Annotated in this window: 24 protein-coding genes and 1 pseudogene; 8 read left to right on the top strand and 17 right to left on the bottom strand. The window is 54.0% G+C overall.

What is annotated here, in order from left to right:
* Window positions 1-3 precede the first annotated feature (3 nt).
* Window positions 4-105: pseudogene (locus FD428_RS21810) on the bottom strand (PTS N-acetylmuramic acid IIB subunit / PTS N-acetylmuramic acid IIC subunit); the annotation flags it as partial.
* Window position 106: 1 nt separating this feature from the next.
* Window positions 107-1,000 carry an N-acetylmuramic acid 6-phosphate etherase gene (gene murQ, locus FD428_RS05750; protein WP_114848591.1) on the bottom strand — a complete coding sequence of 298 codons (894 nt, stop codon included), beginning with the start codon at window positions 998-1,000 and terminating at the stop codon, window positions 107-109.
* Window positions 1,001-1,115: 115 nt separating this feature from the next.
* Here murQ and FD428_RS05745 point away from each other — a divergent pair, with 115 nt between their 5' ends.
* A complete protein-coding gene (locus tag FD428_RS05745; protein WP_012131219.1) occupies window positions 1,116-1,964 on the top strand; it encodes a MurR/RpiR family transcriptional regulator in 849 nt (282 codons plus the stop codon).
* 55 nt (window positions 1,965-2,019) lie between these two features.
* Window positions 2,020-2,280, top strand: a complete 261-nt coding sequence (gene yfhL, locus FD428_RS05740; protein WP_012131218.1) for a 4Fe-4S dicluster ferredoxin YfhL — start codon at window positions 2,020-2,022, stop codon at window positions 2,278-2,280.
* 70 nt (window positions 2,281-2,350) lie between these two features.
* Here yfhL and acpS read toward each other — a convergent pair whose 3' ends face one another.
* From acpS to rseD, 12 genes are all read right to left on the bottom strand, one after another.
* Window positions 2,351-2,731: a holo-ACP synthase gene (acpS, locus tag FD428_RS05735; protein ID WP_114848590.1), complete on the bottom strand. Its 381-nt coding sequence runs from the start codon at window positions 2,729-2,731 to the stop codon at window positions 2,351-2,353.
* Window positions 2,731-3,462, bottom strand: a complete 732-nt coding sequence (gene pdxJ, locus FD428_RS05730) for a pyridoxine 5'-phosphate synthase (protein ID WP_114848589.1) — start codon at window positions 3,460-3,462, stop codon at window positions 2,731-2,733. The genes acpS and pdxJ overlap by 1 nt, the downstream gene beginning before the upstream one ends.
* A gap of 11 nt (window positions 3,463-3,473) precedes the next feature.
* A complete protein-coding gene (recO, locus tag FD428_RS05725; RefSeq protein ID WP_024130108.1) occupies window positions 3,474-4,211 on the bottom strand; it encodes a DNA repair protein RecO in 738 nt (245 codons plus the stop codon).
* An 11-nt stretch (window positions 4,212-4,222) separates the two neighbouring features.
* Window positions 4,223-5,128 (bottom strand): GTPase Era, encoded by a 906-nt coding sequence (gene era / locus FD428_RS05720; RefSeq protein ID WP_012131214.1) that lies wholly within the window; start codon window positions 5,126-5,128, stop codon window positions 4,223-4,225.
* Window positions 5,125-5,805: a ribonuclease III gene (gene rnc / locus FD428_RS05715; protein ID WP_024130107.1), complete on the bottom strand. Its 681-nt coding sequence runs from the start codon at window positions 5,803-5,805 to the stop codon at window positions 5,125-5,127. The genes era and rnc overlap by 4 nt, the downstream gene beginning before the upstream one ends.
* Window positions 5,806-6,026: 221 nt before the next feature.
* Window positions 6,027-7,001 carry a signal peptidase I gene (gene lepB / locus FD428_RS05710; protein ID WP_012131213.1) on the bottom strand — a complete coding sequence of 325 codons (975 nt, stop codon included), beginning with the start codon at window positions 6,999-7,001 and terminating at the stop codon, window positions 6,027-6,029.
* 15 nt (window positions 7,002-7,016) lie between these two features.
* Window positions 7,017-8,816, bottom strand: coding sequence for a translation elongation factor 4 (gene lepA / locus FD428_RS05705; RefSeq protein WP_047461945.1), 1,800 nt, complete (start codon window positions 8,814-8,816; stop codon window positions 7,017-7,019).
* A 282-nt stretch (window positions 8,817-9,098) separates the two neighbouring features.
* On the bottom strand, window positions 9,099-9,578 hold the full coding sequence (rseC, locus tag FD428_RS05700) for a SoxR-reducing system protein RseC (RefSeq protein ID WP_114848588.1): 480 nt from the start codon (window positions 9,576-9,578) through the stop codon (window positions 9,099-9,101).
* The gene (rseB, locus tag FD428_RS05695) at window positions 9,575-10,531 is read right to left on the bottom strand and encodes a sigma-E factor regulatory protein RseB (protein WP_012131210.1); all 957 of its coding nucleotides are present in this window, start codon (window positions 10,529-10,531) and stop codon (window positions 9,575-9,577) included. The genes rseC and rseB overlap by 4 nt, the downstream gene beginning before the upstream one ends.
* A complete protein-coding gene (rseA, locus tag FD428_RS05690) occupies window positions 10,531-11,181 on the bottom strand; it encodes an anti-sigma-E factor RseA (RefSeq protein ID WP_114848587.1) in 651 nt (216 codons plus the stop codon). Before rseA ends, rseB begins: the two co-directional genes overlap by 1 nt.
* Before the next feature lie 31 nt (window positions 11,182-11,212).
* Window positions 11,213-11,788, bottom strand: a complete 576-nt coding sequence (rpoE, locus tag FD428_RS05685) for an RNA polymerase sigma factor RpoE (protein WP_006176728.1) — start codon at window positions 11,786-11,788, stop codon at window positions 11,213-11,215.
* The gene (rseD, locus tag FD428_RS05680; RefSeq protein ID WP_123907454.1) at window positions 11,785-11,940 is read right to left on the bottom strand and encodes a rpoE leader peptide RseD; all 156 of its coding nucleotides are present in this window, start codon (window positions 11,938-11,940) and stop codon (window positions 11,785-11,787) included. Before rseD ends, rpoE begins: the two co-directional genes overlap by 4 nt.
* A gap of 273 nt (window positions 11,941-12,213) precedes the next feature.
* Here rseD and nadB point away from each other — a divergent pair, with 273 nt between their 5' ends.
* Window positions 12,214-13,836, top strand: a complete 1,623-nt coding sequence (gene nadB, locus FD428_RS05675; protein WP_049009471.1) for an L-aspartate oxidase — start codon at window positions 12,214-12,216, stop codon at window positions 13,834-13,836.
* On the opposite strand, the gene trmN is transcribed toward nadB, so the two are convergent.
* Window positions 13,821-14,558 (bottom strand): tRNA(1)(Val) (adenine(37)-N(6))-methyltransferase TrmN, encoded by a 738-nt coding sequence (trmN, locus tag FD428_RS05670; RefSeq protein WP_071258085.1) that lies wholly within the window; start codon window positions 14,556-14,558, stop codon window positions 13,821-13,823. The genes nadB and trmN overlap by 16 nt on opposite strands.
* Window positions 14,559-14,689: 131 nt before the next feature.
* Between trmN and srmB the strand changes: the two genes are divergently transcribed.
* Entirely contained in the window at window positions 14,690-16,027 is a 1,338-nt protein-coding gene (gene srmB, locus FD428_RS05665) for an ATP-dependent RNA helicase SrmB (protein WP_012131206.1), read from the top strand.
* 46 nt (window positions 16,028-16,073) lie between these two features.
* On the opposite strand, the gene grcA is transcribed toward srmB, so the two are convergent.
* Entirely contained in the window at window positions 16,074-16,457 is a 384-nt protein-coding gene (grcA, locus tag FD428_RS05660; RefSeq protein ID WP_012131205.1) for an autonomous glycyl radical cofactor GrcA, read from the bottom strand.
* 318 nt (window positions 16,458-16,775) lie between these two features.
* Here grcA and ung point away from each other — a divergent pair, with 318 nt between their 5' ends.
* Window positions 16,776-17,465, top strand: coding sequence for a uracil-DNA glycosylase (gene ung, locus FD428_RS05655; protein WP_047461918.1), 690 nt, complete (start codon window positions 16,776-16,778; stop codon window positions 17,463-17,465).
* 293 nt (window positions 17,466-17,758) lie between these two features.
* On the opposite strand, the gene FD428_RS05650 is transcribed toward ung, so the two are convergent.
* Window positions 17,759-18,805 carry a tRNA/rRNA methyltransferase gene (locus FD428_RS05650; RefSeq protein WP_012131203.1) on the bottom strand — a complete coding sequence of 349 codons (1,047 nt, stop codon included), beginning with the start codon at window positions 18,803-18,805 and terminating at the stop codon, window positions 17,759-17,761.
* 208 nt (window positions 18,806-19,013) lie between these two features.
* Here FD428_RS05650 and trxC point away from each other — a divergent pair, with 208 nt between their 5' ends.
* The 3 genes from trxC (at window position 19,014) to pat (ending at window position 22,897) form a co-directional block, all read left to right on the top strand.
* Window positions 19,014-19,433, top strand: coding sequence for a thioredoxin TrxC (gene trxC / locus FD428_RS05645; protein WP_047461913.1), 420 nt, complete (start codon window positions 19,014-19,016; stop codon window positions 19,431-19,433).
* 69 nt (window positions 19,434-19,502) lie between these two features.
* Entirely contained in the window at window positions 19,503-20,201 is a 699-nt protein-coding gene (gene tapT / locus FD428_RS05640; protein WP_049008797.1) for a tRNA-uridine aminocarboxypropyltransferase, read from the top strand.
* A gap of 35 nt (window positions 20,202-20,236) precedes the next feature.
* Window positions 20,237-22,897 carry a protein lysine acetyltransferase gene (gene pat / locus FD428_RS05635; RefSeq protein ID WP_114848586.1) on the top strand — a complete coding sequence of 887 codons (2,661 nt, stop codon included), beginning with the start codon at window positions 20,237-20,239 and terminating at the stop codon, window positions 22,895-22,897.
* Window positions 22,898-22,972 lie beyond the last annotated feature (75 nt).

Below are 22,972 nucleotides of genomic sequence, written 5' to 3'. Positions count from 1 at the left end.
ACCCTACTCCTCTGGATTGTTGAAGCCCAATAGCCGGGTCAACCGAAACCCGGCGATAATCGTTACCAAATAGACTAACAGATAGAACCTCAATTTTCCGGTAACGTTAGCGTTCTAACGCCGCCCGTAGAAATCCCTGGTGAGCGGACAATTTCGCCCTTGCGTCTTCGGCATTCAGCCCGGTAAGCGCCATCAGAATGGCCGGCTTAACCTCGAAATCTGTCTGCTTAAGCAGCGCTTCGGCCTCTTCACGCGTAATCCCGGTAGCCTCAACCACCATCCGGCACGCTCTGTCGACGAGCTTAACGTTGGTGGCTTTCATGTCCACCATCAGGTTCTGGTACACCTTGCCGAACTTCACCATCGCCCCGGTGGAGATCATATTGAGCACCAGTTTTTGCGCAGTACCGGATTTCAGTCGCGTCGAACCGGTTAGCGCCTCCGGCCCAACGACCGGCGAAATGGCGATGTCAGCCTCACGCGAGATGGGAGAATCGGGATTACAGGAGATAGCCACCGTGACACAGCCCACCTGACGCGCGTATTTCAACCCGCCAATGACGTACGGCGTACGACCGGACGCCGCCAGCCCGACAACCAGATCCTGCGCGGTCACGTTAAGCGCCAGGAGATCGTCCTCCCCTAACTGCTGACTGTCTTCCGCGCCTTCCACCGCTTTCAGCAGCGCGCCGGGCCCGCCGGCAATCAGCCCGATCACCAGCCCGTGCGGTACGCCAAACGTTGGTGGGCATTCGGAGGCGTCCAGAACGCCAAGGCGTCCGCTGGTGCCTGCGCCCATATAAATAATGCGCCCTCCCGCCTTTAAGGCGTCGGCGGCGGCATCTACCGCACGGGCAACGTCTGGCAGCGTCTCTTTTACTGCTTGCGCTACAAGCGTATCCTGTTGATTAAAACGATGAACCAGCTCAAGCGTAGGGAGTGCGTCAAGATCCATAGTCTGTGGATTGCGGGTTTCTGAAACTAACGAGCCGAGATTCATTTTTGTTCCTTAGGAATTTTTAATTCATAATAACTATAATAATGGAATATTATATTCTTTCGGGCGAGGGAAAATCTTTTTATGATCCCCGTCATGTTTTTCGCCAGGAGTCCTCATGAACTGTTTGATTCGTATACGTCAGCGTTATCCGGACCTCGCACAAAGCGATAAAAAGCTTGCTGATTATATTCTTGCTCAGCCGGATGATACACGGCATCTCAGCTCACAACAGCTTGCCGTTGAGGCGGGCGTCAGTCAGTCCAGCGTGGTGAAATTCGCGCAGAAACTGGGCTTTAAAGGCTTTCCGGCACTGAAGCTGGCGATCAGCGAAGCGCTGGCCAGCAATCCAAATCCTCACTCTATTCCGGTACATAATCAGATCCGGGGCGACGATCCGATGCGGCTTGTCGGCGAAAAATTGATCGAGGAAAATGTCGCCGCAATGCACGCAACGCTCGATGTTAACAGCGAAGAGAAATTGTTCGAAAGCGTCATGATGCTGCGCAATGCCCGGCGTGTTGTCATAACCGGTATTGGCACATCGGGCCTGGTGGCGCAGAACTTCGCCTGGAAGCTGATGAAGATAGGATTCAATGTCGTCGCCGAACACGATATGCATGCGCTGTTAGCCACCGTGCAGGCGCTGGCGCCGGACGATCTCCTGCTGGCTATCTCCTATAGCGGCGAGCGCAGAGAGTTGAATATGGCGGCGGATGAAACGTTGCGGGTGGGAGGAAAGGTTCTGGCGATCACCGGCTTTACACCGAATGCCCTGCAACAACGCGCCACCCGTTGCCTGTATACGATCGCCGAAGAGCAGGCCACGCGCAGCGCCGCAATATCCTCTACGCATGCGCAGACGATGTTGACGGATTTGCTCTTTATGGCGCTGGTACAGCAGGATTTGGGGCGCGCGCCGGAGCGTATTCGCCACAGTGAGGCCCTGGTAAAAAAACTGGTCTGAGCAAAGAATGCGCGTATAATGCCCGCCCGGTTTGTGATGTTTTGAGAGTTTCCTGATGGCCCTGTTAATCACTAAAAAGTGTATCAATTGCGATATGTGCGAGCCTGAATGCCCGAATGAGGCGATTTCAATGGGCGACAGCATTTACGAGATTAACAGCGACAAATGCACCGAATGCGTGGGCCATTACGAAACGCCGACCTGCCAGAAGGTGTGCCCGATCCCCAATACCATTCTCAAAGACCCGGCGCATGTCGAAACGGAAGAACAGCTGTGGGATAAGTTTGTTCTGATGCATCACGCGGATAAGCTGTAACCCTCCCTGATGGGATGACGCCAGGCCGGATGGCGGCGTAAACGCCTTATCCGGCCTACAAAGTCCGAATCTAGCTTTCGATGATCACCGTCGCACAGGCGTAATGACGTTCATCCGCTAATGTCACATGCATATGCGCCACGCCCAGCCTCTCCGCCAGTTTCAACGCCTCGCCCCACAAACGCAAACGCGGTTTACCCAGCTCATCGTTAAACACTTCAAACTGATTGAACGCCAGCCCATTGCGAATGCCGGTGCCGAACGCTTTTGCCGCCGCCTCTTTTACCGCGAAACGCTTGGCGAGAAAACGCACCGGTTGCTGATGCATCTCCCAGATAGCCCATTCGTTGTCGCTAAGCACGCGTCTTGCCAGGCGCTCTCCAGAACGGGAGATCACCGCCTCAATGCGGGCGATCTCCACAATATCCGTGCCTAACCCCAGAATCGCCATTAGCCGCGCGCTTCCAGCATCAGGCGTTTCATCTCGGAGACCGCCTCTTTCAGGCCGCTCATGACCGCCCGCCCAATAATGGCATGACCGATGTTCAGTTCATGCATTTCCGGCAGCGCGGCAATGGCCTGCACATTGTGATAGGTCAGGCCATGACCGGCGTTCACTTTCAGCCCCAGGCTTGCCGCAAACGTCGCCGCTTTGGCGATGCGCGCCAGTTCCTGCGCTTGCTCAGCATCCGTTTTAGCATCCGCATAACAGCCGGTATGGATTTCAATGTACGGTGCGCCAACGTCCGCAGCGGCTTTTATCTGTTCTTCATCGGCATCAATGAACAGCGATACCAGAATACCTGCATCTGCCAGCCGTTTGCAGGCATCACGCATTTTGTCACGCTGACCCGCGACGTCCAGCCCGCCTTCGGTGGTCACTTCCTGACGTTTTTCCGGCACCAGGCAGCAAAAATGCGGCTTCGTCTCAACGGCAATCGCCAGCATCTCTTCAGTCACCGCCATTTCCAGATTCATACGCGTATCCAGCGTCTGGCGCAAAATGCGTACATCACGGTCGGTAATATGGCGACGATCCTCGCGCAGGTGTACGGTTATACCATCCGCCCCCGCCTGCTCGGCGATAAACGCCGCCTGTACCGGGTCCGGGTAAGCAGTACCACGCGCATTACGTAAAGTGGCAATATGGTCAATGTTGACGCCTAACAGTAATTCAGCCATGACAATCCTCGTTAATCATTATTCGTATTTTCTGCCCGCCCTGGCCGTTTCGGCATAAATTGTCGAAACAGTTCCCGGCTTTTTAACGGCTTACCACCAAGATACGGCTTTAGCGCCATGCGGGTAAAGCGTTTCGCCGCGCGCAACGTATCAACATCAGGAAATTCTCGTGCATCCAGCGCTTTCAGATGCCGCCCGGTAAAGGTGCTGTTATCAATGACCACGCTGGCCATGAATCCCTTCTCTTCGCGATAGCGGTAGGTCATGGTGTCATCGACCGTCTCGCCGCTCCCTGCGCAATGCAGAAAATCCACGCCGTAGCCCAGATGCCCCAGCAGGGCGAGTTCGAAACGGCGAAGCGCAGGTTCGGGCGAACCGGTCGCGCCAGCCAGCGACTGAATACAGTTCAGGTAATCAAAAAAGAGTTCAGAGAAGCGCGTTTCGTATTCCAGAACGCGGGAAAGCAGTTCGTTGATGTACAAACCGCTATAAAGCGTGATGCCGCTTAAGGGGAGCGCCAGAGAGACCGCTTCAGCGCTGCGTAAGGTTTTCACCTCGCCGCGCCCGCCAAAGCGGAGCAACAGTGGCGTAAAAGGTTGTAATGCGCCTTTCAGACTGGAACGTTTAGAGCGTGCGCCTTTGGCAACCAGACGCACGCGCCCCGACTCTTCCGTGAAGACGTCCAGCATCAGGCTGGTTTCGCTCCAGGGGCGACTATGCAGGACGAAAGCTCTCTGCCAGCCTTCCACGTAGTGCTAACTCAGAGGTCGTCTACATAACCGAGACTGCGCAGCGCACGCTCATCATCGGCCCAGCCGGATTTCACTTTCACCCACAGTTCCAGGTGTACCGGCGCTTCAAACATTTCCTGCATGTCTTTTCGCGCTTCGATACCGATGGTCTTGATTTTGGCTCCTTTGTTGCCAATGACCATCTTCTTCTGCCCTTCGCGCTCAACGAGGATCAGGCCGTTAATATCATAACCGCCGCGTTCGTTAGAAACGAAACGTTCAATCTCAACGGTCACGGAATACGGCAGTTCGGCACCGAGGAAACGCATCAGTTTTTCACGGATGATTTCAGACGCCATAAAGCGCTGTGAACGATCGGTGATGTAATCTTCCGGGAAGTGATGAGTCGCTTCCGGCAGGTGTTTACGCACGATACCAGCGATGGTATCCACGTTCATGCCAGTTTCCGCAGAAACAGGCACGATATCGAGGAAGTTCATCTGGCTTGCCAGGAATTGCAGGTGCGGCAGCAGATCGGCCTTTTCCTGTACGTTATCCACTTTGTTAACGGCCAGAATGACCGGCGCTTTACCATCGCGCAGTTTATTCAGCACCATCTCGTCGTCCGGCGTCCAGCGGGTGCCTTCCACGACAAAAATGACCAGCTCAACGTCGCCAATCGAGCTGCTTGCCGCCTTGTTCATCAGGCGGTTGATGGCGCGTTTTTCTTCCATGTGCAGCCCCGGCGTATCAACATAGATAGCCTGGTACGCCCCTTCGGTATGGATACCGACGATACGGTGACGCGTGGTCTGTGCTTTACGGGACGTGATCGAGATCTTCTGTCCGAGCAGCTTGTTCAACAGGGTGGATTTGCCTACGTTCGGACGTCCGACGATGGCAATAAATCCGCAATAGCTTTTATCTTCGCTCATTCCAGCTCCAGTTTTTTCAGCGCCTGTTCGGCGGCAGCCTGCTCCGCCTTACGACGGCTCGAACCCGTGCCAACCACCGGTTCACTCAGGCCGCTGACCTGGCAGTGGATAGTAAATTCCTGATCGTGTGCTTCGCCGCGCACCTGCACCACCAGATAAGACGGCAGCGGGAGATGACGACCCTGCAAATATTCCTGCAAACGCGTTTTCGGATCTTTTTGTTTATCGCCCGGGCTGATTTCATTCAGGCGCGTTTGATACCAGTTAAGGATCAACTTCTCGACGGTTTGAATATCGCTGTCGAGAAAAACGCCGCCGATTAACGCTTCTACGGTATCCGCCAGAATAGATTCACGACGGTAGCCGCCGCTTTTCAGTTCACCTGGCCCTAAACGTAGGCATTCACCCAGATCAAATTCACGGGCCAATTCCGCCAGCGTATTGCCGCGCACCAGCGTGGCGCGCATACGGCTCATATCACCTTCGTCCACACGCGGGAAGCGGTGATAAAGCGCGTTGGCGATAACAAAGCTCAAAATCGAGTCGCCTAAAAATTCTAAACGCTCATTGTGTTTACTGCTGGCGCTGCGGTGGGTTAATGCCTGCTGCAACAGCTCCTGATGAGTAAAAGTGTAGCCCAGCTTCCGTTGAAGCCGATTAATTACGATGGGGTTCATGCGATACCAATAAATGAATGCGTCAACAATTCAGCACACGAAACAGACCTGAGGAAACCAACGCTGTTTAGTGTGCCGTGGCAACCTGACGGCGCCAACCTAAAACTTCGGGGGAATATTCTATACACAACGACAGGGGATGTCGTTAGTCTGCGGAGATTTATCCAATAAATAATTCATGTTGTCGCCGCAATGACGACAACATGAACGATTATCAGAAATTAATGGATCCCACCAATACGGCTTAAGCGTACGCCGGTCGGCCATTCACCTTCCTGTTTGTCGAAACTCATCCAGATCGCGGTCGCTTTACCAACCAGATTCGCTTCCGGTACAAATCCCCAGTAACGGCTGTCCGCGCTGTTATCGCGGTTATCACCCATCATGAAGTATTGTCCTGGCGGTACGATCCAGGTCGCCAGTTGCTGCCCCGGCTGACGGTAATACATCCCCGCCTGATCCTGCGCGATCGGTACGGTCAGAATACGGTGGGTTACGTCTCCCAGCGTCTCTTTACGCTCCGCCAGACGAATGCCGTTATCTTTCGTTTCGTTTAACGGCACTTCGAAGAACCCACTGCTGGCTTCTCCCCCATTACGGCGGGCAAAGGTCTGCACGAAATCGCTGGGCTGAACGTCGGAGTAAGTCACCGGCAGCGCGTTTTCACATGCCTGACCGGAACGGCACCCTGGCTGTACAGTAACCTCTTTGGCTACCGGATCGTACGTCACTTTGTCACCCGGCAGGCCGACAGCGCGTTTAATGTAGTCCAGGCGCGGATCTTCCGGGTATTTAAAGACCACGATATCACCGCGTTTCGGATGACCCGTTTCAATCAACGTTTTCTGGTAAATCGGATCTTTAATTCCATAGGCGAATTTCTCCACCAGAATAAAGTCACCGATTAACAGCGTCGGCATCATCGAACCCGACGGGATCTGGAAAGGTTCATAAATAAATGAACGCACCACCAGCACAATCGCCAGTACCGGAAAAACCGAAGCCCCTGTTTCCAGCCAGCCCGGCTTAGGCGCCACTTTTTTCAACGTGGCTTTATCCAGTGAATCACCCGCAGCGGCCTGTGCCGCTGCCTGACGTTCCCGACGTTTTGGCGCGAAGATAAATTTATCAACGCACCATAAAATGCCCGTCACCAGTGTGGCAATCACCAGAATCAGGGCAAACATATTCGCCATGCCAACTCCTTAGGATTATTTGCTGTCTTTACCGACATGCAGAATGGCGAGGAACGCTTCCTGAGGCAGTTCGACGTTACCGATCTGCTTCATTCGCTTCTTACCTTCTTTCTGTTTCTGTAGCAGCTTTTTCTTACGGCTGATATCACCGCCGTAACACTTGGCCAGAACGTTTTTACGCAACTGCTTCACGGTAGAACGCGCAATAATATGCGTGCCAATCGCCGCCTGAATCGCAATGTCGAACTGCTGACGAGGGATCAGCTCTTTCATCTTCTCCACCAGCTCACGACCACGGCTCTGCGAATTACCACGGTGAGTGATCAGCGCCAGCGCATCGACACGTTCGTTGTTGATCAGCACGTCGACGCGCACCATGTCGGACGCCTGGAAGCGCTTGAAGTTATAATCCAGCGACGCATAACCACGAGACGTTGATTTCAGGCGGTCGAAGAAATCGAGCACCACTTCCGCCATCGGGATTTCATAAGTCAGCGCCACCTGGTTACCGTGGTACACCATGTTGGTCTGGACGCCGCGCTTCTCGACACACAGCGTAATGACGTTGCCCAGGTATGCCTGAGGCAGCAGCATGTGACACTCGGCAATCGGCTCGCGCAGTTCATAGATGTTATTCAGCGGCGGCAGCTTGGACGGGCTATCGACATAGATAATTTCTTTCGCCGTGGTTTCCACTTCGTACACAACGGTCGGCGCGGTGGTGATCAGGTCCAGATCGTATTCACGTTCCAGACGCTCCTGAATGATCTCCATGTGCAGCAGACCCAGGAAGCCACAGCGGAAGCCGAAGCCCAGCGCGGTTGAACTTTCCGGCTCGTAGAACAGAGAGGCGTCGTTCAGGCTCAGCTTGCCGAGCGCATCCCTGAAGTTCTCATAGTCATCAGAACTCACCGGGAACAGACCGGCGTATACCTGCGGCTTCACTTTTTTGAAGCCCGGCAGCGCTTTCTCTGCCGGGTTACGCGCCAGCGTTAATGTATCGCCAACCGGGGCGCCATGAATGTCTTTAATTGCGCAAACCAGCCAGCCTACCTCGCCGCACTTCAGTTCGGTACGGTCAATCTGCTTCGGCGTGAAGATCCCCAGACGGTCAGCGTTATAAACCTGCCCGGTGCTCATCACTTTGACTTTGTCGCCTTTACGCATGGTGCCGTTTTTAATACGCACCAGCGACACTACGCCGAGGTAGTTATCGAACCAGGAGTCGATAATCAGCGCTTGCAGCGGGCCTTCCGGATCGCCTTCCGGCGGCGGGATATCGCGCACCAGGCGTTCCAGCACATCCTGTACGCCTACGCCGGTTTTTGCCGAGCAGCGAACGGCATCGGTCGCATCAATGCCAACAATATCTTCGATCTCTTCAGCCACACGCTCAGGATCGGCGGCTGGCAGGTCAATCTTGTTCAGAACCGGCACCACTTCGAGATCCATTTCCATCGCGGTATAGCAGTTCGCCAGCGTTTGCGCTTCGACGCCCTGCCCGGCGTCAACCACCAGCAGTGCGCCTTCACACGCCGCCAGTGAGCGGGAAACTTCATATGAGAAGTCAACGTGGCCTGGGGTGTCGATAAAGTTCAGTTGATAGGTTTCACCATCAGCCGCTTTGTAATCCAGCGTCACGCTTTGCGCTTTGATAGTAATACCGCGCTCACGCTCAAGATCCATTGAGTCGAGAACCTGCGCTTCCATTTCACGGTCAGACAGGCCACCGCAGATCTGGATAATGCGGTCAGACAGCGTCGATTTACCGTGGTCGATGTGAGCAATGATCGAAAAGTTACGTATGTTCTTCATATAGAGTAATTATTGTGCCTTACGCCTGCCTGAGCAGGCTCTTAGAAGTCGCTGTTCTGAGCTTAACGTCTGTTTAACTGAAACGCCGCATTCTACACTACAACACTGAGGCGAGGAAATGTTCATACAGCAAGGATAGCGGGAACCGGAAACGGCATCGCTTTTCTAATGTAAAACGTCGTAAGGGAAGCATGATGCCCGATAGCACGAGCTTATCGGGCCTGGAGAGTCTGCTTATCGTTCCCAGGCCGGATCAGGCGAAGCCGCCATCCGGCAAAAATATCACGGGTTCGTTTCGGAAGATGATGTTTCAACGCGAACCAGACCAGGAGGAAGAGCAACGTTAAGAATGACCGGCTGCCAGGCCTCGCGTTCAGCCAGTTTACGCGAGTAGCCGCGCGCAATCAGAACCCCCCCGACGCCGCCCAGCACCGCGCCGCTCAACGCGGCAATATCAGAACCAAACAGTACCTGGAACAACGCCGCGAAGATAAACAGCCCAACCAGCGGCGACAGGTAAACCAGCATTGCTGACCCCAGCAGGCTGCCTTCGGCAATGCCCAGTTCCACTTTTTGACCAGGCGCCAGCGGTTCAGCACTTGGCACCACAATAGTATGTGTGGTTTGCGGCCCGAGTTTATTCAGCACACGACTGCCGCATCCGGCCCGTGAGGCGCAACTGCTGCACGATGCTTTGACGTCGCAGCTCACCAGTGCCTGGCCATTTTGCCAGGAGACAACGGTCGCCCACTCTTTAATCATTGTGCCGCCCCGAACTTAATATTGTCCGCAATGCGTTTCGCGGTTTGCGGCGGAAGTTCGCCGACAATCGTAATTTCAGCGTTTTCACGCACGCTGGTGCTGACCGTTCTGCGCCCGGTTCGCAGCATCTGATCGGTGCTGTTCTGCGTCGCACGATTCACGTTCACAGAGAAACTGAACAGGCCGTCAGAATAGAGGCGTGACTCGATAGGCAGATTATCCATTGTAGGCAGCGGGCGTCGGCTGCTGGAGACTTCGCTAAACCCTTGCGGCAACCACGTCGGGCTCCAGTTGAACTTCGCCTTTTCCCCCACAGGAACAGAAAGCAATGGCGGCAAATTCGCTTTTGCCAGCATCTGCATGCTATTACCGACGTCCTGATTCACGGCGAAGGAAATCACGCGGAACTGCTCCAGCGTTTCCCCATCCCGGTCAAGGAGATCCACCCGCATCGGCAGCTTTGTTTCGGTATCCAGCCATACGATATAGCTGTAACGGGTGCCGTCGCGCGCGACAACACGAATGACTTCACACAGCCTGTCGGCAATGCGGGTGCGGCCTACGGAAATAAAGTCATACCAGGGAGAAAGACGTTTAAAGTCGGCATAGATAAGGGACGGCAGAGAATCGACAATATAGTCGCCGTTCAGGGTGAACGGTTCGAGCCCAGGTTCGAAGTAGCTGATTTCGTTACCACGCTGCACCACTTCCCGGCGCGGGCCATCCATTTGCAACAGTTGTGCAAGAGGACGATTGTCCAGGCGTGCATGTCGATAACGCAGAGACTCAACGCCTTGTTTATTGATGCTGACGAATGACAGCTCGTAATTCAGTGACTGGCTGGCCAGATTCATCTGCTGCAATAACGCCCCGGACGCAGTATTGGCCGAGGCGTTAACAGAGAAGAACAGGCTACCCGCCACAAGTGACATGGCAAACCAAAGTTGCTTCATTACTGCGATTGCGTTCCTAAAGTTTGAATTCCTGGCACCTGTACAGCGGCTTGCTGTGTTTGCGCCTGCTCAAACTGAAGCTGTTCGGAGTGCAGTCGGCGTTGCAGTTCGTAATCCTGCAACATGGCATTAATGCGACGACGCTGCTCCTGCACCTGCTGTTGCTGACCGCCGTTAGCCGTCGAGTCAGAAGGTACTCCCAGGCTCACCGGACTGGCTTTGCCCATCATCGGTAATGTATTGAATACCGGCGTTTCGGGCTGCTGGGACGTTTCAGATTGTCCATTATAGTGCTGGACGCCAACAATAACTGCAAGTGATACGCATGCAGCCACACCCATTTGAGTGAGCTGCGCCGCCCACGGACGCATTTTCTGCCAGAATGGCATTTTCTGCCACTGGTGCGGTGCGGGCTGGGCCTCAGGAATCAGCGGCGCCGTCTGGCGTACCGGCTCATTTTCGATGGCGGCCATTACGCGGGCGGAAATATCGAAATGGAGAACGTCAGCGGTATCACCCCGCATGGAATCGCGGATCAGGTGATAACTCTCCCATGTTTTTTGCATTTCCGGGTCGTGAGCCAGTTCTTTCAGCAGCTCACTGTCCAGCGTTTCGCCATCCATTAAAGCGGAAAGTTTTTCTTTCTGCATGCCTAATACCTTTTCCAGTATCCCGCTATCGTCAACGCCTGATAAGCGGTTGAACTTTATTATCAATAGCTTCCCGCGCACGGAAGATACGTGAACGCACCGTACCCACCGGACAATCCATGATAGCGGCTATCTCTTCATAGCTCAGGCCATCCAGCTCCCGCAAGGTTATTGCCATGCGTAAATCCTCGGGGAGGGACTCAATAGTTCGGAAAACTATCTGTCTCAGCTCTTCTGACAACATTAAGTTCTCAGGGTTCGAAATTTCTTTCAATGCGCCGCCACTTTCGAAGTTTTCTGCGTCAATCGCATCAACATCGCTGGAAGGCGGCCTGCGTCCCTGAGCAACCAGGTAATTCTTCGCCGTATTGACGGCAATACGGTACAACCAGGTATAAAAAGCGCTATCCCCCCGGAAAGAATCCAGCGCGCGATAGGCCTTAATAAATGACTCTTGCACCACATCGGGAACATCGCCCGACGGTACATAGCGGGAAACCAGGCTCGCCACTTTATGCTGGTAGCGCACTACCAGTAAGTTAAAGGCTTTCTGATCTCCCTTCTGGACCCGTTCAACCAGGACCTGGTCCGTTAACTGCTCGCTCATCCGAGGTAAAGTCTCCCCAAACCAAATTTCCACGCGCTCTCGAAACGCCACTCCATAAACTGCACTATGAGCAAGCAACAGCTTAGAGTGTCTCTTTTTCGTAAAGTTCCGTTACGCATCTGTTTTTGTTTGTCATGTTGTAGACAGATCATTATCTCTCATTATAAGTCTACAGAGTCTGAACAACGCACTATCTGTATAGAAATGCCCTTTTAGCCGCTTGAAGAGTAACCCAACAGCCACTTTATTTCATCACATAATCTGGCGCTAACGGCCTGCTTCGCAAAATATTTTCTTTGTTTTACTTCCCCTTGAATTTTCCTTTAATGTTTAGCCATTGCAACACATTCAAAAATAAAACGTGCTGTATCGCGCAGTATGGTGCTATGCTGCCCAAATACTGTTTAGTAAATTAAACAAACACTATGACTACGACTCCTGAACTTTCCTGTGACGTGCTGATTATTGGCAGCGGTGCTGCCGGACTCTCTCTGGCGCTGCGCCTGGCTGAAAAACATCAGGTGATTGTCCTGAGTAAAGGCCCGGTGAGCGAAGGCTCAACGTTTTATGCTCAGGGTGGCATTGCCGCCGTTTTCGACGAGACGGACAGTATCGATTCGCATGTTGAAGATACGCTGATCGCCGGGGCCGGTATTTGCGATCGCCACGCGGTGGAGTTTGTCGCCAGCAATGCCCGCTCTTGCGTACAGTGGCTTATCGATCAGGGGGTATTATTTGACACCCAGGTGCAACCGAACGGGGAAGAGAGCTACCATCTGACCCGTGAAGGCGGCCATAGCCATCGCCGTATCCTGCATGCGGCTGACGCCACCGGCAAAGAAGTGGAAACTACCCTGGTCAGCAAGGCGCAGAACCATCCGAATATTCGCGTACTGGAGCGGAGTAACGCCGTCGATCTGATCATCTCCGATAAAATCGGCCTGCCAGGAACACGCCGCGTCGTCGGCGCCTGGATCTGGAATCGGAATAAAGAGTCGGTCGAAACATGTCACGCGAAGTCAGTCGTTCTGGCGACAGGCGGGGCATCGAAAGTGTATCAGTACACCACCAACCCGGATATCTCTTCCGGCGACGGTATCGCGATGGCCTGGCGCGCCGGGTGCCGCGTCGCGAATCTTGAATTTAATCAGTTCCATCCTACCGCGCTGTACCATCCTCAGGCACGAAACTTTCTGCTGACGGAAGCGCTGCGTGGCGAAGGGGCACATCTCAAGCGCCCGGACGGCACGCGCTTTATGCCTGATTTTGATGAGCGTGGCGAACTGGCTCCGCGCGATATCGTCGCCCGCGCCATTGACCACGAAATGAAGCGTCTCGGCGCAGACTGCATGTTCCTCGACATCAGCCATAAACCGGAAGCGTTTGTGCGTCAGCACTTCCCAATGATTTATGAAAAATTGCTGGGATTGGGAATCGATCTAACTAAAGAGCCGGTGCCGGTCGTACCTGCCGCCCACTACACCTGCGGCGGCGTGATGGTCGACGATTTTGGACGAACCGATGTGGACGGCCTGTATGCCATTGGCGAAGTAAGCTATACCGGCCTGCACGGCGCGAATCGCATGGCGTCCAATTCTCTGTTGGAGTGCCTGGTGTATGGCTGGTCAGCGGCAGAGGATATCGACAGACGTATGCCGTATGCCCGTAGCGTTAGTACGCTTCCGGCCTGGGATGAAAGTCGCGTTGAAAACCCGGATGAGCTGGTCGTGATCCAGCATAACTGGCATGAGCTACGTCTGTTTATGTGGGACTATGTCGGCATTGTGCGCACCACCAAACGTCTGGAGCGCGCCCTGCGACGCATTACGATGCTGCAACAGGAAATCGACGAATATTACGCTAACTTCCGCGTATCGAATAATCTGCTGGAGCTGCGCAACCTGGTGCAGGTCGCGGAACTGATTGTGCGCTGCGCGATGATGCGTAAAGAGAGCCGTGGCCTGCACTATACGCTGGATTACCCCGCATTGCTGCCGGAATCCGGCCCGTCGGTGCTTTCGCCGCTCAACGCTTACATGAACAAATAAAACGCCTGGGTCAGCGCCGTGTACCCTTCAGAGTAAAGCTGGTCTGGCCCACGAATCACCAGGCGATCGCTAAAGCATTCCCCCGTTCGCGGGGAAAATGCCAACAGTACCCGATGAGGCAATCGCGACTCCGTTTCGGCTACGTCGGTACGTAAACGCAAATGCCAGCCCATGCTTAACGCCTGCTGCGTGAAGATGTTGCCAGTCTGTTCCGGCAGCACCACGCAGAAGAATCCCTCTTCCGTAATACATTCAGCCGCGGTGGTAAGTAACGCTTCGTGATTGAGCGTGGTGGTATAACGCGCCTGCTCTCGCTGCGGCGTTGCGCATTCCACCCCTTGTTCATAATAAGGCGGGTTGCTGATGATAAGATCAAAGCGCGCGGTCTGGCGCGGCACCCACTGCCGGACATCTTCCGTATGCACCGTTATCCGCTGCGGCCACGGTGAGTGGGCGATATTCTCCTGCGCCTGCGTCGCCGCTTCGCTGTCCAGTTCAACGGCATCAATGGTGACGCTTTCGTCGGTACGCTGCGCCAGCATCAGCGCCAGCAGACCACTGCCGGTACCAATATCAAGGATCCGCGTTACGCCTGCGACTGGTGCCCATGCTCCCAATAAAATACCATCAGTACCGACTTTCATCGCGCAGCGATCGTGCGCCACAAAAAACTGCTTAAAGGTAAATCCATTACGACGAAGTGTGGATGTAGACTGGGACATGAAAGAACAACCTTCCTGGAAAAACGGCAATAGCGTAGGGTGAAAACAATACCTGAGAAGCGATATCCATACAAACAGATGAAGATTGCAGCCGTAACGTCTATAATCAGCGCCCCACACAGAGGTAGAACATGACTGTAACGACTTTTTCCGAACTTGAACTCGATGAAAGCCTGCTGGATGCCCTCCAGGATAAAGGCTTTACTCGCCCGACCGCCATTCAGGCTGCCGCCATTCCGCCTGCGCTCGATGGGCGTGATGTACTCGGTTCTGCGCCGACAGGCACCGGTAAAACGGCGGCATACCTGCTGCCAGCGTTGCAGCACCTGCTCGACTTCCCGCGTAAAAAATCCGGTCCGCCGCGTATTCTGATCCTTACGCCGACCCGCGAACTGGCGATGCAGGTTGCCGATCACGCCCGTGAACTGGCGAAACACACCCATCTGGATATTGCGACAATCACCGGCGGCGTGGCTTATATGAACCATGCCGAGGTGTTCAGCGAGAACCAGGATATTGTGGTCGCCACCACGGGTCGCCTGCTGCAATATATTAAAGAAGAAAACTTTGACTGCCGCGCGGTTGAAACGCTGATTCTTGATGAAGCCGACCGTATGCTGGACATGGGCTTCGCCCAGGATATCGAGCATATCGCAGGTGAAACCCGCTGGCGCAAACAGACCATGCTGTTCTCCGCTACGCTGGAAGGCGGCGCGATTAACGATTTTGCTGAACGTCTGCTGGAAGATCCGGTCGAGGTCTCAGCGACCCCGTCTACCCGCGAACGCAAAAAGATTCATCAATGGTACTACCGTGCCGATGACATCCAGCACAAAACGGCTTTGCTGGTACACCTGTTAAAACAACCTGAAGCCACCCGTTCTATCGTCTTCGTGCGTAAACGTGAGCGTGTACATGAGCTGGCAGGCTGGCTGCGCGAAGCAGGCATCAATAACTGCTATCTCGAAGGCGAGATGGTACAGGGCAAGCGTAACGAAGCGATCAAACGTCTGACCGATGGCCGCGTGAACGTGCTGATCGCGACCGACGTCGCCGCTCGCGGGATTGATATCCCTGATGTAAGCCATGTTTTTAACTTCGATATGCCACGCAGCAGCGATACCTATCTGCACCGTATCGGCCGTACCGGACGTGCAGGGCGTAAAGGAACGGCGATTTCCCTGGTAGAAGCGCATGACCATCTGCTGCTGGGAAAAGTGGGTCGCTATATTGAAGAGACGCTGAAAGCGCGCGTCATTGATGAATTGCGTCCAACCACTCGTGCGCCAAGCGAAAAACTGACCGGCAAGCCGTCCAAGAAAGTGCTGGCTAAACGTGCTGAGAAGAAAAAACAAGAAAAAGAGAAGCCGCGCGTGAAGAAACGTCACCGTGATACCAAAAACATTGGTAAACGCCGCAAGCCTGCTGGTACGGGTACGGACGCGCAGAAGCAGTCCAACGAAGAGTAAAAAAAACGCCGGGGCTAACCCGGCGTTTTTATGTTATCAGTCAGCCTTACAGGCTTTCAGTAAAGGTACGAGCGATAACGTCGCGCTGCTGTTCCGGCGTCAGGGAGTTAAAACGCACGGCATAGCCAGAAACACGGATGGTCAGCTGCGGATATTTTTCCGGGTGCTTAACGGCATCTTCCAGCGTTTCGCGACGCAGAACGTTAACGTTCAGGTGCTGACCGCCTTCAACGCGAACTTCCGGTTTTACTTCCATCGGAATTTCACGGTATTCGATTTCACCCAGTTTGTTCACTGCAACCACTTCATCTTCGGCAAAACCGGCTTTCGCCGCGATGCAACGAGCTTCGCCTTTTTCGCTGTCCAGCAACCAGAAAGAATTCAGCAGGTCGTCGTTAGCGGCTTTAGTAATCTGGATACCTGTAATCATGTGATGCCTCCCCGGCAAAAGTGTTTGATTATGATCGGCCTGTTCCCGGCCAATTGGTAAAACCATTGTTGCTTGAGTGTATATATACCCCTCACACACCCTTGATTCTTTGATTTAAATCAATAAAAACCACACCACAAAGAGGGTGTTACATGGAATTTATTGTTTTACATCAACTTACGCCACGTCCACACATAAACTTTTTACATAAATTTTCAACTATCTTTAAGGGGTAGCCGGGTTTGTGACGCACGCGATTTTGCACCATAGAAAGAAGCAGTTAAGCTATGCAAATTGAAAAATTCGCAGGAGAGCGAGATGGCCACCGATTTAACCTGGCACGATGTGCTGGCAGATGAGAAGCAGCAGCCCTATTTTGTTAACACACTCCATACCGTTGCGGGCGAACGTCAGTCAGGAATGACAGTCTATCCTCCACAGAAGGATGTATTTAACGCGTTTCGCTTCACTGAACTCGGTGATGTCAAAGTGGTGATTCTGGGGCAAGACCCTTATCACGGCCCTGGGCAGGCGCATGGTCTGGCGTTTTCTGTTCGTCCGGGTATTGCCACACCGCCTTCTCTGCTGAACATGTATAAAGAACTGGAAACGTCCATACCGGGCTTTACCCGCCCTGCTCATGGGTATCTGGAGAGCTGGGCGCGTCAGGGGGTATTGTTATTAAATACCGTGCTGACCGTCCGCGCAGGCCAGGCGCATTCTCACGCCAGTTTGGGATGGGAAACCTTTACAGACAAAGTGATCAGCCTTGTTAACGAACATCGTGAAGGGGTTGTCTTTTTACTCTGGGGTTCGCACGCACAAAAGAAAGGGGCGATTATCGATCGCCAGCGCCATTACGTGTTGAGAGCGCCGCATCCGTCGCCGTTGTCGGCACATCGGGGATTCTTTGGCTGTAACCATTTTGTATTGGCGAATCAGTGGCTGGAGCAGCACGGCGAGAAGCCGATTGACTGGATGCCGGTATTACCGGCAGAGAGCGAATAAGTTTTTGCTTTGCGCCGGGTGGCGGCTTCGCCTTACCCGGCCTACGAATCATTACCATAGGCCTGATAAGCACAGCGCCATCAGGCGCTTACGCCGAGTACCCGGCCTACGAATAATTACCGTAGGCCTGATAAGCGCAGCGCCATCAGGCGCTTATGCCGAGTACCCGGCCCACGAATCATTACCGTAGGCCTGATAAGCGCAGCGCCATCAGGCGCTTACGCCGAGTACCCGGCCTACGAATCATTGCCGTAGGCCTGATAAGCGCAGCGCCATCAGGCACTTACACCTGATTATGCTTTATTCTGACGCCACCATTCGCCCAGCAATACGCCGGTTGCGACAGAGACGTTGAGGTTTTCAACATTTCCGGTGCCATCAATTTTCACGCACAGATCGCCAGGTTCACGCGCGGCTTCCGGCAGGGACTCCAGCTCACGCCCTAACACCAGCACCATTTTCGCTGGCAGCGCCGTACTAAACAACGGTTTGCCCTGATCGCTGGACGTGGTGACGATCGTATAACCCGCCTGACGGAAATCATCCAGCACATCCACAATGCTGTCGCCCGTGATCGGCTGAACATGCTCTGCGCCGCCTTCCGCCGTACGGATCGCCGCACCGGATTCAAGAAGCGCCGCGTCCTGTACCACCACGCCTTTTACGCCAAAGTGCGCACAGCTACGCATCATGCCGCCAAGGTTGTGCGGGTTAGCCACATCTTCCAGCGCCAGCACGCAATCCTGCGCGTCCGCCTGGCTTACCCACTGCTTAACGGTCGTACCGTTACGCTTTTTAATCAGGAAACAAACGCCGCCGTGGTGCTCAGTTCCAGAGGCTTTCGCCAGTTCAGCTTCATCCACAACGTGGTACGCTTTGCGGTTAGCCGCCATCCAGCGTAACGCTTCTTTAAAGCGAGGGGTCACGCTCTGAATGAACCATGCGCGAACAATCGCATCCGGGCGACTCTGGAACAGGGCCTGACAGGCGTTTTCGCCGTAGACACGGGTCTCTTCCGCACGCTGACGACGTAAAACTTCAGGGTCGATAAAACTTTTACCGCTGATTCCACCGTGATCGGCTTTCTCAGGCGTGTCATCGCCTGGCGCACGGGAAACGGTACGCCACGGTGAGTCTTCACGCTTACGATCGCGAATCTGACCGCTTCTTTCATCACGAGCATCGCGGGCGGGGCGACGGCCACCGTCAGTACGAGACTTTCCTGGACGACCTCCCCCTTTCCCGGTACGCGGGTTATGGGTGCGTTTATCAGAGTCATCATCACTGCGGACATACATCACTTTGACCTTGCCGCTTTTGTTCTTTAATTCATCGTTCATGCTTTTCTCCACCAGCGCTGCGCGAAGCGCGAAGATTACCCGATGTGCACCCGGTTAGCCATTATTTCATTTAAAAGCTAATGACTATTGTACTCATTGAATAAAACACATTGTTGTTTAAAACAGTCTCATCGATAATATGTAACATATTGGAAACATATCGGCGTGATTGCCGGAAAAGTCTACCCTACTCATCCAGAGGTTAGTTATGAATACCGTTTGTACCAGCTGCCAGGCAATCAACCGCATTCCCGATGATCGTATTCAGGATGCGGCAAAATGTGGACGCTGTGGTCACGACCTGTTCGATGGAGAGGTGATTAATGCGACCGGTGAAACGCTGGATAAGCTGCTGAAAGACGATCTCCCTGTGGTGGTCGATTTCTGGGCGCCGTGGTGCGGCCCATGCCGTAACTTTGCCCCGATTTTTGAAGATGTCGCGGAAGAGCGCAGCGGTAAGGTGCGTTTTGTGAAAGTTAACACAGAAGCGGAACGTGAACTCAGCGCCCGTTTCGGTATCCGCAGCATCCCGACCATCATGATCTTTAAGAACGGCGAAGTCATCGACATGTTAAATGGCGCGGTTCCTAAAGCGCCATTCGACAGCTGGCTGAACGAATCGCTGTAATCTCCACGGGGCGCATCTTGTGCCCCGTTTTCACCTCTGCGACAATAGCGTTTTTCACTGTATTCTTCCATGACTGATAACGCTGTTCTCCAGTTACGCGCCGAACGCCTCGCACGCGCCACGCGTCCTTTTCTTGCCAGAGGAAACCGCATTCGTCGCTGTCAGCGCTGTCTGCTCCCGTTGAAACTCTGCCTGTGCGATACCCTCTCGCCTTCTCAGGCGACAAGCCGTTTTTGTCTGGTGATGTTTGATACCGAGCCAATGAAACCCAGCAATACGGGGCGTCTGATTGCCGATATTCTGCCGGAAACAACGGCCTTTCAATGGTCGCGTACCGAACCGCCGCAGGCGCTGCTCGATCTGGTTAACAACCCGGATTATCAGCCGATGGTCGTATTCCCCGCCTCCTATGCCGGGGAAGAGCGCGAGGTCATTTTCACGCCACCAGCCGGAAAACCGCCGCTGTTTATCATGCTCGACGGCACCTGGCCGGAAGCGCGCAAAATGTTCCGTAAAAGCCCTTATCTCGATAACCTGCCGGTTATTTCCGTTGATTTATCGCGTCTTTCCGCCTATCACCTGCGAGAAGTTCATGCCGAAGGGCAGTATTGCACTGCCGAAGTGGCAATAGCGCTGCTGGATCTGGCGGGCGACACGGCTGCGGCAACCCATTTAGGCGATCACTTCTCACGCTTTAAAACGCGCTATCTGGCAGGAAAAACGCAACATCAGGGAAGCGTCACAACAGAAACAGCAGAAAGCGTTTAAAATCATTCGGTCACTTCTGCGTAAGGGAGACCGGCATGAGTCAGAGAGGACTGGAAGCACTACTGCGACCAAAATCGATAGCGGTGCTAGGGGCGTCGATGAAGCCCAATCGCGCAGGTTACCTGATGATGCGTAACCTGCTGGCAGGAGGCTTTAATGGCCCGGTATTACCTGTAACGCCCGCATGGAAAGCCGTCTTAGGCGTCCTGGCCTGGCCCGACGTCGCCAGTTTGCCTTTTACACCGGAGCTCGCCGTTCTGTGCACCAACGCCAGCCGTAATATCGCGTTGCTGGAGGCGCTGGGGGAAAAAGGCTGTAAAACCTGCATTATTTTGTCGGCGCCCGCAGCGCAGCACGCTGAACTTCTGGCATGTGCCCAACGCTATAAAATGCGGCTACTCGGCCCAAACAGCTTGGGTTTACTCGCCCCCTGGCAAGGGCTTAACGCCAGTTTCTCTCCGGTTCCGATCAAGCGTGGAAAACTCGCTTTTATTTCGCAATCCGCCGCCGTCTCCAATACGATTCTCGACTGGGCGCAACAGCGGGAGATGGGCTTTTCTTATTTTATCGCGCTTGGCGACAGTCTGGACATTGATGTTGATGAACTGCTGGATTATCTGGCGCGCGACAGCAAAACCAGCGCCATTTTGCTCTATCTCGAACATCTGAGCGACGCGCGACGCTTTGTCTCCGCCGCCCGTAGCGCGTCACGAAATAAACCCATTCTGGTGATTAAAAGCGGTCGCAGCCCGGCGGCGCAACGTTTGTTAAATACCAGTGTCGGCATGGACCCGGCATGGGATGCCGCCATCCAGCGTGCGGGGCTTTTACGCGTGCAGGATACTCACGAACTCTTCTCGGCGGTCGAAACGCTGAGTCATATGCGGCCATTACGTGGCGACAGGTTGATGATCATCAGCAATGGCGCTGCGCCCGCCGCGCTGGCGCTGGATGAGCTGTGGTCGCGCAACGGCAAGCTCGCCACCCTGAGCGAAGAGACCCGACTTAAGCTAAGCGAAGCGCTACCTGCTCACGTCGATATCGCCAACCCGCTGGATTTGCGTGATGATGCCAGCTGTGAACACTACGTCAAAACGCTGAATATCTTACTCGCCAGCCAGGATTTTGATGCGCTGATGGTGATCCACTCACCCAGCGCCGCCGCACCAGGCACCGAGAGCGCACACGCGCTCATTGAAGCGGTAAAACATCATCCCAGAGGGAAATTCGTCACCTTACTCACCAACTGGTGCGGCGAGTTTTCCTCTCAGGAAGCCCGCAAAATGTTCAGTGAAGCGGGATTACCTACCTATCGAACACCGGAAGGCACCATCACTGCCTTTATGCACATGGTGGAATACCGGCGTAACCAGAAGCAATTACGGGAAACCCCGGTGTTGCCAGACAACCTGACCTCAGACACGGCTCAAGCGCATAACCTGTTACAGCAGGCGATTGCAGAGGGCGCAACGTCGCTGGATACCCATGAAGTTCAGCCTATCTTGCAGGCGTATGGGTTACACACGCTTCCTACCTGGATTGCTGGCGACAGCGCGGAAGCTGTGCATATCGCCGAGCAAATTGGCTACCCGGTAGCGTTAAAACTGCGTTCGCCGGATATTCCGCATAAATCGGAAGTTCAGGGGGTAATGCTCTATCTGCGCACGGCAACGGAAGTTCAGCAAGCCGCGAATGCCATTTTCGATCGTGTAAAAATGGCCTGGCCTCAGGCGCGCATTCACGGTCTGTTAGTCCAGAGTATGGCGAACCGTGCCGGCGCGCAGGAACTTCGCGTCGTCGTCGAACACGACCCGGTCTTTGGGCCGCTGATTATGCTTGGCGAAGGCGGCGTAGAGTGGCGACCCGAAGAGCAGGCCGTCGTCGCGCTGCCGCCGTTAAACATGAATCTGGCGCGCTATTTGGTTATTCAGGGAATCAAAAGTAAAAAAATTCGTGGCCGGAGCGCGCTACGCCCGCTGGATATCACAGGGTTAAGCCAGCTGCTGGTACAGGTCTCGAACCTGATTGTCGATTGCCCGGAAATTCAGCGTCTGGATATCCATCCCCTGCTGGCTTCTGCTGGCGAGTTTACCGCGCTGGACGTCACGCTGGATATCGCCCCTTATGATGGCGACAACGAGAGCCGACTCGCTATTCGCCCCTATCCGCAGCAGCTTGAAGAGTGGGTTGAGATGAAAAACGGCGAACGTTGCCTGTTTCGCCCTATCCTGCCGGAAGATGAGCCTTATCTACAGCAGTTCATTTCTCAGGTGACAAAAGAGGATTTGTATTACCGTTATTTTAGCGAGATCAATGAATTTACTCATGAAGATTTAGCCAACATGACGCAGATCGACTACGATCGGGAAATGGCATTTGTTGCCGTGCGCCATATTGATCAAACTGAAGAGATCCTCGGGGTAACGCGCGCGATCTCCGACCCGGATAACATTGATGCGGAATTTGCCGTGCTGGTTCGCTCAGATCTCAAAGGGTTAGGATTAGGCCGGCGATTAATGGAAAAATTGATTGCTTATACCCGAGATCACGGACTGAGACGCCTGAATGGCATTACGATGCCAAACAATCGCGGCATGGTGGCACTGGCCCGAAAGCTCGGGTTTGATGTTGATATCCAGCTCGAAGAGGGGATTGTTGGGCTGACGCTGAATCTGGCCCAATACGAGGAATCGTGAGTAAGGTACTGGAAATGTTGACCACTTTAACGGGTACTGGTGTTATCATTGCTCGCTTATGTCGTCTGCATAGCA

Source organism: Citrobacter sp. TBCP-5362 (assembly GCF_005406305.1).
Classification (GTDB): Bacteria; Pseudomonadota; Gammaproteobacteria; order Enterobacterales; family Enterobacteriaceae; genus Citrobacter_B; species Citrobacter_B koseri.
Note: the sequence above shows the minus strand (reverse complement) of the source record. Positions and strands in the feature narration are given on the sequence as shown.

Bases quoted from the DNA above. Each gene is read 5' to 3' on its own strand.
- trmN (WP_071258085.1), bottom strand. From the start codon at position 14,558: ATGTCCCAGTCTACATCCACACTTCGTCGTAATGGATTTACCTTTAAG.
- rpoE (WP_006176728.1), bottom strand. From the start codon at position 11,788: ATGAGCGAGCAGTTAACGGACCAGGTCCTGGTTGAACGGGTCCAGAAG.
- lepA (WP_047461945.1), bottom strand. From the start codon at position 8,816: ATGAAGAACATACGTAACTTTTCGATCATTGCTCACATCGACCACGGT.
- rseA (WP_114848587.1), bottom strand. From the start codon at position 11,181: ATGCAGAAAGAAAAACTTTCCGCTTTAATGGATGGCGAAACGCTGGAC.
- lepB (WP_012131213.1), bottom strand. From the start codon at position 7,001: ATGGCGAATATGTTTGCCCTGATTCTGGTGATTGCCACACTGGTGACG.
- FD428_RS05745 (WP_012131219.1), top strand. From the start codon at position 1,116: ATGAACTGTTTGATTCGTATACGTCAGCGTTATCCGGACCTCGCACAA.
- rseB (WP_012131210.1), bottom strand. From the start codon at position 10,531: ATGAAGCAACTTTGGTTTGCCATGTCACTTGTGGCGGGTAGCCTGTTC.
- trxC (WP_047461913.1), top strand. From the start codon at position 19,014: ATGAATACCGTTTGTACCAGCTGCCAGGCAATCAACCGCATTCCCGAT.
- yfhL (WP_012131218.1), top strand. From the start codon at position 2,020: ATGGCCCTGTTAATCACTAAAAAGTGTATCAATTGCGATATGTGCGAG.
- pdxJ (WP_114848589.1), bottom strand. From the start codon at position 3,462: ATGGCTGAATTACTGTTAGGCGTCAACATTGACCATATTGCCACTTTA.
- grcA (WP_012131205.1), bottom strand. From the start codon at position 16,457: ATGATTACAGGTATCCAGATTACTAAAGCCGCTAACGACGACCTGCTG.
- ung (WP_047461918.1), top strand. From the start codon at position 16,776: ATGGCCACCGATTTAACCTGGCACGATGTGCTGGCAGATGAGAAGCAG.
- nadB (WP_049009471.1), top strand. From the start codon at position 12,214: ATGACTACGACTCCTGAACTTTCCTGTGACGTGCTGATTATTGGCAGC.
- murQ (WP_114848591.1), bottom strand. From the start codon at position 1,000: ATGAATCTCGGCTCGTTAGTTTCAGAAACCCGCAATCCACAGACTATG.
- acpS (WP_114848590.1), bottom strand. From the start codon at position 2,731: ATGGCGATTCTGGGGTTAGGCACGGATATTGTGGAGATCGCCCGCATT.
- pat (WP_114848586.1), top strand. From the start codon at position 20,237: ATGAGTCAGAGAGGACTGGAAGCACTACTGCGACCAAAATCGATAGCG.
- tapT (WP_049008797.1), top strand. From the start codon at position 19,503: ATGACTGATAACGCTGTTCTCCAGTTACGCGCCGAACGCCTCGCACGC.
- rnc (WP_024130107.1), bottom strand. From the start codon at position 5,805: ATGAACCCCATCGTAATTAATCGGCTTCAACGGAAGCTGGGCTACACT.
- rseD (WP_123907454.1), bottom strand. From the start codon at position 11,940: ATGATCTGTCTACAACATGACAAACAAAAACAGATGCGTAACGGAACT.
- FD428_RS05650 (WP_012131203.1), bottom strand. From the start codon at position 18,805: ATGAACGATGAATTAAAGAACAAAAGCGGCAAGGTCAAAGTGATGTAT.
- rseC (WP_114848588.1), bottom strand. From the start codon at position 9,578: ATGATTAAAGAGTGGGCGACCGTTGTCTCCTGGCAAAATGGCCAGGCA.
- era (WP_012131214.1), bottom strand. From the start codon at position 5,128: ATGAGCGAAGATAAAAGCTATTGCGGATTTATTGCCATCGTCGGACGT.
- srmB (WP_012131206.1), top strand. From the start codon at position 14,690: ATGACTGTAACGACTTTTTCCGAACTTGAACTCGATGAAAGCCTGCTG.